Genomic DNA, 13,173 nt, shown 5'->3' with positions numbered 1-13,173 from the left:
CGGTGACTTTGCGTAAGCACCGTATTCATTTGCCGTCGCACAGTTCAAGGGAGTTGGCGTCACGGTCCCGCAAAGCGGTCCCGCCCGCCGGGACAACGCCGGAAACAACGCCGGGACAACAGCGAGGCCCCGGCCGACCGGCCGGGGCCTCGCTGAAGTACCTGGATGCCGCTCTCAGGCGCCGGAGCCTGCGGACACGGAGTCGGTCGCCTCCGTCCACAGATCCTGCTCGGCGCGGTCCGCCTGGATCTGGCGGTACACGAGGAGCCCGCCAACGGCGGCCAGTGCGATCAGGAGAAGCTTCTTCACCGCGCTACCTCGTCCTTCATAGACGTTGGGACCTACTGGCGCCGATGATACCCGTGCCCCCTCCGGCACCGGGTGATCGACCCGGACGGGGCATCCGGCCGGGGCCGGCCTTGCCGGGCAGCGGCACCGCACCCCGGACAAGGCCGGACGCCCGGAACCTCCAGAGAGGTTCCGGGCGTCCGGTCCGCGCTTCGCGGTGGTGGGGCTAACAGGACTTGAACCTGTGGCCTCTTCCTTATCAGGGAAGCGCTCTAACCGTCTGAGCTATAGCCCCGCGCTGCACCGAAAGATTAGCGCACTTCAGCCGCGTCCCAAAATCGGCCCCGTCTCCGGCGCCGGGAGCGCGTACCCGAAGCCCTCACTCGTCCTCCGCGAGCGTCACCTCGACACCGCCCACGAACCCCGCGGAGAGGTTGTAGATGAACGCGCCCAGCGTGGCCAGGGCCGTCGCCAGCACCACGTCGATCACCGCTATGACCGAGGTGAAGGTCAGCACCCGGGGCAGGGACAGGAAGCCCTCCAGGTCGAAGCCTCCGCCCCCGTCGGTGGACGTGGCCTCGCTGACCGTCCCGCCGATGGCGGCGAACACGCCCATGGCGTCCATCACCATCCACAGCACGGCCACCGCGATGATCGTGCAGACTCCCAGCGCGACCGACAGCAGGAAGCCGACCTTCATCACCGACCACGGGTCGACCTTGGCCACCCGCAGCCGCGCCTTGCGGGTCCTGGGGACCGTGCGGGCCCCCGTGCGCGGCTTGCGCACCACGTCCTGCCGGGAATCGCCCTCCGGGCCCTGCTGGTCCGGCTGCGCCGGACGGGGCGGCGGCGTACTGCCCGGCGGGGCCGGGTACGCCTGCGGCGGATGATGCGGCTGCCGTGCGCCCGCGGGAGGCTGGGCCTGGGGCTGCGGTTGCGGCTGGGCACTGGTCACGGTTGTTCCCCCACGGTGGGATTCGCCCTGGTTGCGAGCGTCGTCAGCGGCCTTCCCACGGGCGCCGCCATCACCGTTGCCGCCCCTGGCGGCGCCCGTGGTTCCACTCACGATCTGCCTACTCCTCGTTTGCGTCCGGAGCCGTCTCGGCTGCCGTCTCCGGGGAAGACGCTTCCGCGGCCTCCGCGGTGCCCTCCCCGGCATCGACCTCCTCGGCCTCGCGGCCGGCCTCCGCGTTGCGCGCGATGCCGACCACGGCGTCGCGCTTGCCGAGGTTGATCAGTTGGACGCCCATCGTGTCACGGCCCGTCTCCCTGACCTCATCGACCCGCGTGCGGATCACGCCGCCACCGAGGGTGATGGCGAGGATCTCGTCCGTCTCCTCGACCACCAGCGCTCCCACCAGCGAGCCGCGGTCCTCGACGATCTTGGCGGCCTTGATGCCCAGACCGCCGCGGCCCTGAACGCGGTACTCGTCCACGGCCGTGCGCTTCGCGTACCCGCCGTCGGTGGCGGTGAACACGAACGTACCGGGCCGCACGACATTCATCGAGAGCAGCTCGTCCCCTTCGCGGAAACTCATGCCCTTCACACCCGAGGTGGCGCGGCCCATCGGGCGCAGCGCCTCGTCGGTGGCCGTGAACCGGATCGACTGCGCCTTCCTGCTGATCAGCAGGAGGTCGTCGTCCGGCGAGACCAGCTCCGCGCCGATCAGCTCGTCCTCGGCGCCGTCCTCCAACTCCCGCAGGTTGATGGCGATGACACCACCGGAGCGCGGCGAGTCGTAGTCCTTCAGCGGGGTCTTCTTCACCAGGCCCGACTTGGTGGCCAGCACCAGGTACGGCGCGGCCTCGTAGTCCCGGATGGCCAGAACCTGGGCGATCGTCTCGTCCGGCTGGAACGCCAGCAGGTTGGCGACGTGCTGACCGCGCGCGTCCCGCCCGGCGTCCGGCAGTTCGTAGGCCTTGGCCCGGTACACCCGGCCCTTGTTGGTGAAGAACAGCAGCCAGTGGTGCGTGGTGGTGACGAAGAAGTGGTCGACGATGTCGTCTTCCTTCAGCTTCGTGCCCCGCACGCCCTTGCCGCCCCGCTTCTGCGAGCGGTAGTCGTCGGTCTTCGTCCGCTTGACGTAGCCGCCGCGGGTGATGGTGACGACGATGTCCTCCTCGGCGATCAGGTCCTCGATGGACATGTCGCCCTCGAAGGGCACCAGCTTGCTGCGCCGGTCGTCACCGAACTTCTCGACGATCGCGGCCAGTTCCTCGCCGATGATCTGCCGCTGCCGCTCGGGCGAGGCCAGGATCGCGTTGTACTCGTCGATCCTCGCCTGGAGTTCGTCGTGCTCGGCGGTGATCTTCTGCCGCTCCAGGGCCGCCAGGCGCCGCAGCTGCATCTCCAGGATCGCGTTCGCCTGGACCTCGTCGATGGCCAGCAGGTCCATCAGGCCCCCGCGTGCCACCTCCACGGTGTGGCTGCGGCGGATCAGGGCGATGACCTCGTCGATCGCGTCCAGCGCCTTGAGCAGGCCGCGCAGGATGTGGGCGCGCTCCTCGGCCTTGCGCAGCCGGTAGCGGGTGCGGCGGACGATGACGTCGATCTGGTGGTTGACCCAGTTGCGGATGAAGGCGTCCAGCGACAGCGTGCGCGGCACCCCGTCGACCAGGGCCAGCATGTTGGCGCCGAAGTTGGTCTGCAGGTCGGTGTGCTTGTAGAGGTTGTTCAGCACGACCTTGGCGACCGCGTCCCGCTTGAGGACGATCACCAGCCGCTGGCCGGTGCGGGAGGACGTCTCGTCGCGGACGTCCGCGATGCCGGCGATCTTCCCGTCCTTGACCAGCTCGGCGATCTTCAGCGCCAGGTTGTCCGGGTTGACCTGGTACGGCAGCTCGGTGACGACCAGGCACTGCCGGCCGTGGATCTCCTCCACCTCGACCACCGCGCGCATCGTGATCGAGCCGCGGCCGGTGCGGTACGCCTCCTCGATGCCCTTGCGGCCCACCACCAGCGCGCCCGAGGGGAAGTCGGGGCCCTTGATGCGCTCCAGCAGCGCCTCCAGCAGCTCCTCGCTGGTGGCGTCCGGGTGCTCCAGGTACCAGCGGGCGCCGGCGGCGACCTCGCGCAGGTTGTGCGGCGGGATGTTGGTGGCCATGCCGACCGCGATGCCCGCCGACCCGTTGATCAGCAGGTTGGGGATGCGCGACGGCAGGACCATCGGCTCCTGGTTGCGGCCGTCGTAGTTGTCCTGGAAGTCGACGGTCTCCTCGTCGATGTCCCGGAGCATCTCCATGGCCAGCGGCGCCATCTTGCACTCGGTGTACCGCATGGCCGCGGCCGGGTCGTTGCCCGGGGAGCCGAAGTTGCCGTTGGAGTCCACCAGCGGCATCCGCATCGCCCAGGGCTGGGCGAGCCGGACCAGGGCGTCGTAGATGGAGGTGTCGCCGTGCGGGTGGTAGCTGCCCATCACGTCGCCGACGACGCGGGCGCACTTGTAGAAGCCCTTCTCGGGCCGGTAGCCGCCGTCGTACATCGCGTACAGCACGCGCCGGTGCACCGGCTTGAGACCGTCGCGCACGTCCGGCAGCGCACGCGAGACGATCACGCTCATCGCGTAGTCGAGGTACGAGCGCTGCATCTCGGTCTCGAGGCTGACGGGCTCCACGCGGAGCCCGGCGCCCTCGTCGACCGGGGTGTCGGCGGGGGTGGGGGTGGAGACGGGGACGGGGGCGTCCCCGTCGAAGGATGCCGGGGAAGTCTCGTCGGCCATGGGTGGTCGATCCCTTTCGTTCTGCGGCGTACGGCCGACTCAGGTCAGATGTCGAGGAAGCGGACGTCCTTGGCGTTGCGCTGGATGAACGAGCGCCGCGCCTCCACGTCCTCGCCCATCAGGATCGAGAACAGGTCGTCGGCGGCGGCCGCGTCGTCCAGCGTCACCTGCCGCAGCACCCGGTGGGCCGGGTCCATGGTGGTGACGCGCAGTTCCTCGGCGTTCATCTCGCCCAGACCCTTGAAGCGCTGCACCGAGTCGTCCCTGATGCGCTTGCCCTGTTCGCGGCCGAGCCGGATCAGGCTGTCGCGCTCGCGGTCGGAGTACGCGTACTCGAACTCGTCGCGCGACCACTTGATCTTGTACAGCGGAGGCTGGGACAGGTAGACGTGGCCGGCCTCGACCAGCGGGCGCATGAAACGGAACAGCAGCGTCAGCAGCAGGGTGTTGATGTGCTGGCCGTCGACGTCGGCGTCCGCCATCAGGATGATCTTGTGATAGCGGAGCTTGGCGATGTCGAAGTCCTCGTGGATCCCGGTGCCGAAGGCCGAGATCAGCGCCTGGACCTCCTGGTTCTGCAGGACCTTGTCGATCCGCGCCTTCTCCACGTTCAGGATCTTGCCGCGGATCGGCAGGATGGCCTGGTACTGCGGGTTGCGGCCGGACTTCGCGCTGCCGCCGGCGGAGTCGCCCTCGACGATGAAGATCTCGCACTTGGAGGGATCGTTGGACTGGCAGTCGCTCAGCTTGCCCGGCAGCGACGCCGTCTCCAGCAGGCCCTTGCGCCGGGTCAGGTCGCGGGCCTTGCGGGCCGCCACGCGCGCGGTGGCCGCCTGGATGCCCTTGCGGATGATGTCGGCGGCCTCGTTGGGGTTGCGGTCCAGCCAGTCGCTCAGGTGCTCGTGGACGATCTTCTGGACGAAGGTCTTGGCCTCGGTGTTGCCCAGCTTCGTCTTGGTCTGGCCCTCGAACTGCGGCTCGCTCAGCTTCACCGAGATGATCGCCGTCAGACCCTCGCGGATGTCCTCGCCCGTGAGGTTGTCGTCCTTCTCCCGCAGCAGCTTCTTCTCCCGCGCGTAGCGGTTGACCAGGCCGGTCAGCGCCGCCCGGAAGCCCTCCTCGTGGGTGCCGCCCTCATGGGTGTGGATGACGTTCGCGAAGCTGTAGACACCCTCGGTGTACTGGGTGTTCCACTGCATCGCGATCTCCGCCGAGATCCTGCGCTCCTTGTCCTCCGCCTCGAAGTGGACCACCGACGGGTGGACCGGCTCGCCCTTGCGGGAGTTGAGGTGGCGGACGAAGTCGACGATGCCGCCCTCGTAGTGGTAGCGCACGGAGCGCGGCTTGTCGTCCTCCGACTCGTCCGTGGTGTCGGCGCCCGCCGTCTTCTTGGCGGCCTCCCGCTCGTCGGTCAGCGTGATCGTCAGACCGCGGTTGAGGAACGCCATCTCCTGGAAGCGGCGCGAGAGCGTCTCGAAGGAGTAGTCGGTCGTCTCGAAGATGTCGCCGTCGGCCCAGAAGGTGACGGACGTCCCCGTCTCGTCGGTGGGCTCGCCCTTGTGCAGGGGGGCCACCGGCACGCCCATCTTGTACTCCTGCGTCCAGCGGTGGCCGTCGCGCCTGACCTCGACCGCGACCCGGGTCGACAGCGCGTTGACCACCGAGACGCCGACACCGTGCAGACCGCCGGAGACCGCGTAGCCGCCGCCCCCGAACTTGCCGCCGGCGTGGAGCACCGTCAGCACGACCTCGACGGCCGGCTTGCCCTCGGAGGGCACGATGTCGACCGGGATGCCGCGGCCGTTGTCGACGACCCGGACGCCGCCGTCGGCGAGCAGGGTCACCTCGATGGTGTCCGCGTACCCCGCCATCGCCTCGTCGACCGAGTTGTCGACCACCTCCTGCACGAGGTGGTGGAGGCCGCGTTCGCCGGTGGAGCCGATGTACATGCCGGGTCGTTTGCGGACCGCGTCCAGTCCCTCCAGGACCGTGATCGCACTGGCGTCGTACGACGACTCGCCGCCACCGGCGCCGGAGACGGACGTGGTCGCGGACGGGACAGGGGACTCCCCGCCGGTAGCAGGGAAGGTTTCGTTGGAGTTGCCGGAATCGGCCACGAAGCGCCCTTTCTGGCACAGCACAAGCCTCCCCCTGCGTACGGCGGGAAGGACCCCGTCCGGGCCAGCAGGAGCGGCTGCGTCGTTCGACTTGTTCCGCAACGAGGCGGATTTACTTCCAGTCTACCGGCACCACTGACAACGATGGGGGTTTGCGGGTACCTGGATCCGCATGTGCCGCCCTGAACCGGCATGAGCCGACTCCCCATATGCGGACCGGCCCCCCAAGACGCTCACAACGCCCCTCAGCGCTTCCGGATGTCAATGGTCCGGCACTGTGAGCGGCCTCACGGAATGAACGGTTCTGCTCGGTTTGTCCACCCCGGTTCGAGGCCGGTCCGGCCCCCGGCGCCGCAGACCGCCCGCGGCGGCACGGCGGGACCGTCAGCCGTAGGTGTCGCCCGGACCCCTGCTCCCCGGCGCGCGCAGCGGACCGTGCCGGGTGTCGGGAGCCTCCGGCCCCCGCACCTTGATCAGCTTCACCGTTCCCTGCCCGAGGTCGGCGTTCAGCCGCGCCACCAGCTGCGGTGCCAGCAGCCGCACCTGCGTCGCCCACGCCGTCGAATCGCAGCGCACCGACAGCACCCGGGCCTGCTCGTCGTACGACTGCGGGACGCAGTGCCGTGCCAGGTCCGGTCCCACCAGCTCCGGCCAGCGGCCCATCACACCCCCGACCGCCATCGGCATCTCCCAGCCGCGCTCGGTCTTCAGCCGCTCGATCGCGGCCCCCAGCGGCAGCGGATCGCGGCCGTCCCGGCGCGCCCCCGACCGCAGGCCCCCCACCCGGGCCTCCCGCTTCCGCTGCGCCGCCGCACCGCGCGCCCGCGCCTGCTCCCGAGCCGCCCGCAGCGCCACCCTCGCCAGGTCCACGCCCGACGGCTTCGGCGAGGCTTCCGGAGCCGCGGGACGGTCCGCCGCCCCGGCGGCGTCCCCCCCGGGACGCGGATCCGGCCGCCCGGTCCCCGTCACAGACGGGTCACCTCCCCACGCCCGACCGCGTACCGCGCCCCCGCCAGCGCCTTGGGCACGTCGTCCTCGACCGCCGCCGTCACCAGGACCTGCTCGCCGGAGGCCACCAGCTCCGCCAGCCGGTCACGCCGCCGGGCGTCCAGCTCGGCGAAGACGTCGTCGAGCACCAGCACCGGCTCGTTCCCCTCGCTCCTCAGCAGGTCGTAGGAGGCCAGCCGCAACGCCAGGGCGTACGACCACGACTCCCCGTGGCTCGCGTAGCCCTTGGCCGGCAGCTCGCCCAGCCTGAGCAGGAGGTCGTCGCGGTGCGGACCCACCAGCGTCATCCCGCGCTCGATCTCCCGGCGGCGGGCATCGGCCAGCGCGGCCAGCAACCGCTGGTACAGCTCCTCCCTCGTACCGCCCTCCACAGGACTGCGGTACTCCAGCACCACCGGGCCCCCGCCCGGCGCCAGCCGCTCGTACGCCTTGTCGGCCAGCGGGCCGAGCGCCGCCACCAGCGCCATCCGGTGGGCCAGCAGCTCCGCCCCCGCACGCGCCAGGTGCTGGTCCCACACCTCCAGCGTGGACAGCGCCCCGCCGCCCCCCGAACCGGAACCGCCGCCGTGCCGACGGGCCATCGCCGCCGTCTTCAGCAGGGTGTTCCGCTGTTTGAGCACCCGCTCGTAGTCGGCCCGCACCCCCGCCATCCGGGGCGACCGCGCCGTCACCAGCTCGTCCAGGAAGCGGCGCCGCTCCCCGGGATCCCCCTTCACCAGCGCCAGGTCCTCCGGCGCGAACAGCACCGTGCGCAGGATGCCCAGCACATCCCTCGGCCTCACCTGCGACGAACGGTTGATCCGGGCCCGGTTGGCCTTCCCCGGGTTCAGTTCCAGCTCCACCAGCTGCTGCCGGTCCCCCTGCCGGACCGCCGCGCGTATGACGGCGCGGTCGGCCCCCGTCCGCACCAGCGGCGCGTCGGAGGCCACCCGGTGGCTGCCCAGGGTCGCGAGGTAGCCCACGGCTTCGACCAGGTTCGTCTTGCCCTGGCCGTTCGGACCGACGAAAGCCGTGACGCCCGGATCGAGCGGAACCTCGACCCGGGCGTACGACCGGAAGTCGGCGAGCGACAGATGCGTGACGTGCATCGGATCCTTGTGTGCTGGTCAGCCGCCGACAGGCGGAACGACGTCCGCGCCCGGCGAGTCGGCGCCCTTCTCACCGCCGGCGGCGGCGGTCACCGCGTGCCCGCCGAACTGGTTGCGCAGCGCGGCGATCATCTTCATCTGGGGGGAGTCCTCCTGGCGCGACGAGAACCGCGCGAACAGCGCCGCGGTGATCGCGGGCAGCGGAACGGCGTGGTCGATCGCCGCCTCCACCGTCCAGCGCCCCTCGCCGGAGTCGGCCGCGTAACCCCGCAGCGCCCCCAGGTGCTCGTCGTCGTCCAGCGCGCGGACGGCCAGGTCGAGCAGCCACGAGCGGATGACCGTGCCCTCCCGCCAGGAGCGGAAGACCTCGCGGACGTCGGTCACCGCGTCCGCCGCCTCCAGCAGCTCCCAGCCCTCGGCGAAGGCCTGCATCATCGCGTACTCGATGCCGTTGTGGACCATCTTCGCGAAGTGGCCCGCGCCCACCTTCCCGGCGTGCACGGAACCGAACTCGCCCTCCGGCTTGAGCGCGTCGAAGATCGGCTGGACCTTCGCCACGTGCTCGGCGTCGCCGCCGTACATCAGCGCGTAGCCGTTCTCCAGGCCCCACACGCCGCCGGAGACCCCGCAGTCCACGAAACCGATGCCCTTGGCCGCCAGCTGTTCGGCGTGCTTCTCGTCATCGGTCCAGCGGGAGTTTCCGCCGTCCACGACCACGTCACCGGGCGAGAGCAGCTCTCCCAGCGCGTCGACGGTCGACTGGGTGGGTGCTCCGGCTGGAACCATGACCCACACCACCCGGGGCGCCTTCAGCGCCCCGACCAGCTCCTCGAGGCTGTTGACGTCGGCGAGATCCGGGTTGCGGTCGTATCCGACGACGGTGTGGCCGGCACGGCGGATGCGCTCCCGCATGTTGCCGCCCATCTTGCCGAGACCGACGAGACCGAGCTCCATCAAGGGGCCTTTCTACGGTGTCCTAGCGTTGCGTGACCGGGTACGAGCCTACGCCCGGGGGGTCGGCGCACACCTGCGGCCACACCCCGCTCGGATGCGCACCCGGCCACCCCCGGAGCCGCCGCGCGGCGGCCCTGCGGGGACGGCTCCGGGTACCCGGCCGCCGCACGGGTACCCGGCCTGCCGGAACTCAGCCCGACAGCCGCACCGGCATGATCAGGTACTTGTACGACTCGTCCGCCTCGGCGTCCGTCGCGGGCCTGCCGCTCAGCAGGGCCGGCTTGGTCGAGGTGGTGAAGGACAGCTGGGCGACCGGCGCGTCGATGGCGCTCAGGCCCTCCAGCAGGAAGCCGGGGTTGAAGGCGATCGAGATGTCGTCGCCCTCCAGCTGCGCGTCCACGCGCTCCACAGCCTGTGCGTCGTCGCTCGATCCCGCCTCCAGCGTCAGCACACCCTGCTCGAAGGAGAGCCGCACCGGGGTGTTCCGCTCGGCGACCAGCGAGACACGCTTGACCGCCTCCACGAACGGGGCCGTCTCGATCACGGCGACCGAGTTGAACTCCGTCGGGAACAGCGTGCGGTACTTCGGCAGGTCGCCCTCCAGCAGCCGCGTCGTGGTCCGCCGTCCGTTGCCCTCGAAACCGATCAGGCCCTCGCCGGCGCCCGCGCCCGACAGCGCCAGCGTCACGTTGTCCGCGCCGCTCAGCGACTTCGCCGTGTCCAGCAGCGTCTTGGCGGGGACCAGCGCCACCGCGGAGGCGTCCGGCGTCTCCGGCTTCCACAGGAACTCCCGCACCGCGAAGCGGTAGCGGTCGGTGGACGCCAGGGTGACCGTGTCGCCCTCGATCTCGATCCGGACACCGGTGAGCACCGGCAGCGTGTCGTCGCGCCCGGCGGCGATGGCGACCTGGGCCGCGGCGGCCGCGAAGACCTCGCCGGGGACCGTGCCGGTCGCACTCGGCATCTGGGGAAGGGCCGGGTACTCCTCCACAGGCAGTGTGTGGAGCGTGAACCGCGACGAGCCGCAGACGACGCTCACCCGTACACCGTCTGTGGAGATCTCGACGGGCCGGTTGGGGAGGGCCCGGGAGATGTCGGCGAGGAGGCGGCCGGAGACGAGGACCGTCCCCTCCTCCTCCACATCGGCCTCCACCGAGACCCGCGCCGAGACCTCGTAGTCGAAGCCGGACAGGCTCAGCGCGCCCTCCTCCGCCTTCAGCAGCAGTCCCGCGAGGACCGGCACCGGAGGCCGGGCCGGGAGGCTGCGGGCCGCCCAGGCCACCGCCTCCGCGAGGACGTCACGCTCCACCCGGATCTTCACTTAAGCCGCCTCCCGCTGTTGCTGGCTGCTCGCCTTGCTGGTCTTCGTCGTCGGCTTGTCGCCGGTGACCAGTCTGACGCACGCCGCTGACAGCCGGGGTGTGCCGGGGTCAAGTCGGCAGGAGGAGGCACGGGGCGCGTCCGGGCCGAGTTGTGCACAGGGCCCGTTTCCGAGCGAAGTTCCCGCTTTATATCCGTGGTCGTAGTAGTAGGGCCTGTGGATACCGTGGATAACCCGATCAGCGCAGGTCAGGGCGGGAATTTTGTCCACCGGCCCTGTGGGCGGCCCCGTGGACGAAAAGGGGTCCGCTGTGGACGCGGCGAAGTTCTGCACACCCCGTGCACAGCCGTCCCCAGGTTCTCCCCAGGGCCGCCCACAGTTTTACCCACCTTCTCAACAGCCCAACCCCGCTTCCCAGTGTGATGCCTTTCACACGAACCGGTGACACGGCGCGTTTCGTTGTCGAACAGTGGACAAGTCTGTGGAGAAGCTGGGGAAAGCTGTGCAAAACCCGGCCGGACCTGTGGGTCGGCGGTGGACAACCCGGCCCGCCCGCTGTGACCACAGTCTCTGTCCACAGCCTGTGGAAAACGTCTGACCACAAATCCACACCCCGCTGACCTGCCCTGTTCGGCTGTGGAAGGTCACTCCTGTGGACGCTATCGGGACAACCCAGCGGTCCCCAGCATGTGGACGGAAGAAAGTCGGCGAATCTGTGGACCGGCCGCCCCCGCTCCTGTGGAATCGAACAGCGGGGATGCCCGCGACGGCGGCCGGGGAGCAGGAAAGAGCCCCCGGAACGGGTTCCGGGGGCTCGGACGGCCGGGGGCGCGGAGGGCGACGTCCGGCCGTCAGGCGTTCTTGATGCGGTTGGTGAGCTCGGTGACCTGGTTGTAGATGGAGCGCCGCTCGGCCATCAGCGCGCGGATCTTGCGGTCGGCGTGCATCACGGTCGTGTGGTCCCGGCCGCCGAACTGGGCGCCGATCTTCGGCAGCGACAGGTCGGTCAGCTCACGGCACAGGTACATGGCGATCTGCCGCGCCGTGACCAGGACCCGGCTCCGTGAGGAACCGCACAGGTCGTCCACCGTCAGCCCGAAGTAGTCGGCGGTCGCCGCCATGATGTTGGCCGCGGTGATCTCCGGGGCGGCGTCCTCGCCGCCGGGGATGAGGTCCTTCAGGACGATCTCCGTCAGACCCAGGTCGACGGGCTGCCGGTTGAGGCTGGCGAAGGCCGTGACGCGGATCAGCGCGCCCTCCAGCTCGCGGATGTTGCGCGAGATCCGGGAGGCGATGAACTCGAGCACCTCCGGGGGCGCGTTGAGCTGCTCCTGGACGGCCTTCTTCCGCAGGATCGCGATGCGCGTCTCCAGCTCGGGCGGCTGGACGTCGGTGATCAGCCCCCACTCGAACCGGTTGCGCAGCCGGTCCTCCAGCGTGACCAGCTGCTTGGGCGGCCGGTCGGAGGAGAGCACGATCTGCTTGTTGGCGTTGTGGAGGGTGTTGAAGGTGTGGAAGAACTCCTCCTGCGTCGACTCCTTGCTCGCCAGGAACTGGATGTCGTCGACCAGCAGGATGTCCATGTCGCGGTAGCGCTTGCGGAACGCGTCCGCCTTGCCGTCGCGGATCGAGTTGATGAACTCGTTGGTGAACTCCTCCGAGCTGACGTACCGCACCCGCGTGCCGGGGTAGAGGCTGCGGGCGTAGTGCCCGATGGCGTGCAGCAGGTGCGTCTTGCCCAGCCCGGACTCGCCGTAGATGAACAGCGGGTTGTACGCCTTGGCCGGCGCCTCGGCGACGGCCACCGCGGCCGCGTGCGCGAAGCGGTTGGAGGCGCCGATGACGAAGGTGTCGAAGAGGTACTTCGGATTCAGCCGGGCGGTCGGCTCGCCCGGGCCGGACGAGGGCGCCGGCTGCGCGGCGAGCGGACCGGGCGCGCCGCTGGGGGCCGGCAGCTGCGGGGGCTCCCCGCGGCCCGTGGCCTGCGGACCGGTGTAGCGCGGCACGGGCGGCTGGTCGTAGGGCGACGCGCGGTGCCTGCCGTCGTAGGAGGAGGGCTCGTACGACGGGGCCTGCGGCGGGTACGGATCGCGCGGCGGCTGCCAGGCGTCGGGCTCCTGCGGCCGGGGCCAGGCACCGGGCTGGTGCTGCTGGGGCGCATGCGGGTAGTTCGGGTAGGCCGGCCGGGCGTTCGGCAGCTCGGCGCGGTCCTCGTGCTGGGGACCGTGGGAGGTGTCGTAGCGCTGCTCGTCGTAGTGCAGCGGCTGGTGGTGCGGTGCCGGCTGGTGGTGCTGGGGGGGCTGGTGGTGCTGCGGCTCGGGCGGCGCCGGCGCCGGGGCGGGAGGCTCCGGAATCGGGCCGGTGACCGTGATCGCGAGACGGATGGGCTGCTGGCACTCGCGGCTGAGCGCCTCGGTGATCAGAGGGGAGAGACGCCCCTCCAGGACTCCCTTGGCGTACTCGTTGGGCACGCCGAGCAGCGCGGTGCCGGACACCAGGACCAGGGGCTGGCAGTCCTTGAGCCACCGCTGGTCCTTGGCCTCGACGCCCTGGCCGTCGGCGAGGAGCTGTTCCAGCACGCGTGGCCACACTGCGGCAAGATCGGCAGGTAGGTCAGCCACAGGGCACGCTCTCTCACTCGCTGGGCGGGGTCGTTCGGGGTGATCGGGGGTTGCTCG

9 protein-coding genes and 1 tRNA gene are annotated in these 13,173 nt (G+C 70.5%); all 10 read right to left on the bottom strand.

What is annotated here, in order from left to right; genetic code table 11:
- Nucleotides 1–174: 174 nt before the first annotated feature.
- The 10 genes from ABD358_RS01515 to dnaA all read right to left on the bottom strand — a co-directional run bounded on the left by ABD358_RS01515 (nt 175) and on the right by dnaA (nt 13,116).
- Nucleotides 175–309, bottom strand: a complete 135-nt coding sequence (locus ABD358_RS01515) for a DLW-39 family protein (RefSeq protein ID WP_344329156.1) — start codon at nt 307–309, stop codon at nt 175–177.
- Between the two features lie 197 nt (nt 310–506).
- Nucleotides 507–583, bottom strand: a tRNA-Ile gene (locus ABD358_RS01510).
- Between the two features lie 84 nt (nt 584–667).
- Entirely contained in the window at nt 668–1,354 is a 687-nt protein-coding gene (locus tag ABD358_RS01505; RefSeq protein WP_344628920.1) for a DUF3566 domain-containing protein, read from the bottom strand.
- Nucleotides 1,355–1,361: 7 nt separating this feature from the next.
- A complete protein-coding gene (gene gyrA / locus ABD358_RS01500) occupies nt 1,362–4,007 on the bottom strand; it encodes a DNA gyrase subunit A (protein WP_344628919.1) in 2,646 nt (881 codons plus the stop codon).
- Between the two features lie 44 nt (nt 4,008–4,051).
- Nucleotides 4,052–6,148, bottom strand: a complete 2,097-nt coding sequence (gene gyrB, locus ABD358_RS01495) for a DNA topoisomerase (ATP-hydrolyzing) subunit B (protein ID WP_344628918.1) — start codon at nt 6,146–6,148, stop codon at nt 4,052–4,054.
- A 360-nt stretch (nt 6,149–6,508) separates the two neighbouring features.
- A complete protein-coding gene (locus tag ABD358_RS01490; RefSeq protein WP_344628917.1) occupies nt 6,509–6,994 on the bottom strand; it encodes a DciA family protein in 486 nt (161 codons plus the stop codon).
- Nucleotides 6,995–7,089: 95 nt separating this feature from the next.
- A complete protein-coding gene (gene recF / locus ABD358_RS01485; RefSeq protein WP_344628916.1) occupies nt 7,090–8,220 on the bottom strand; it encodes a DNA replication/repair protein RecF in 1,131 nt (376 codons plus the stop codon).
- An 18-nt stretch (nt 8,221–8,238) separates the two neighbouring features.
- Nucleotides 8,239–9,174, bottom strand: a complete 936-nt coding sequence (gnd, locus tag ABD358_RS01480) for a phosphogluconate dehydrogenase (NAD(+)-dependent, decarboxylating) (protein WP_344629055.1) — start codon at nt 9,172–9,174, stop codon at nt 8,239–8,241.
- 190 nt (nt 9,175–9,364) lie between these two features.
- The gene (gene dnaN, locus ABD358_RS01475) at nt 9,365–10,495 is read right to left on the bottom strand and encodes a DNA polymerase III subunit beta (protein ID WP_344628915.1); all 1,131 of its coding nucleotides are present in this window, start codon (nt 10,493–10,495) and stop codon (nt 9,365–9,367) included.
- A gap of 851 nt (nt 10,496–11,346) precedes the next feature.
- On the bottom strand, nt 11,347–13,116 hold the full coding sequence (gene dnaA, locus ABD358_RS01470) for a chromosomal replication initiator protein DnaA (protein ID WP_344628914.1): 1,770 nt from the start codon (nt 13,114–13,116) through the stop codon (nt 11,347–11,349).
- Between the last annotated feature and the right edge of the window lie 57 nt (nt 13,117–13,173).

The sequence above is a fragment of the Streptomyces glaucosporus genome, from assembly GCF_039533345.1.
GTDB classification, from domain to species: domain Bacteria; phylum Actinomycetota; class Actinomycetes; order Streptomycetales; family Streptomycetaceae; genus Streptomyces; species Streptomyces glaucosporus.
Note: the sequence above shows the minus strand (reverse complement) of the source record. Positions and strands in the feature narration are given on the sequence as shown.

Excerpts from the sequence above, each read along its gene's own strand:
- gnd (WP_344629055.1), bottom strand. The coding sequence starts at position 9,174 with ATGGAGCTCGGTCTCGTCGGTCTCGGCAAGATGGGCGGCAACATGCGG.
- gyrA (WP_344628919.1), bottom strand. The coding sequence starts at position 4,007 with ATGGCCGACGAGACTTCCCCGGCATCCTTCGACGGGGACGCCCCCGTC.
- recF (WP_344628916.1), bottom strand. The coding sequence starts at position 8,220 with ATGCACGTCACGCATCTGTCGCTCGCCGACTTCCGGTCGTACGCCCGG.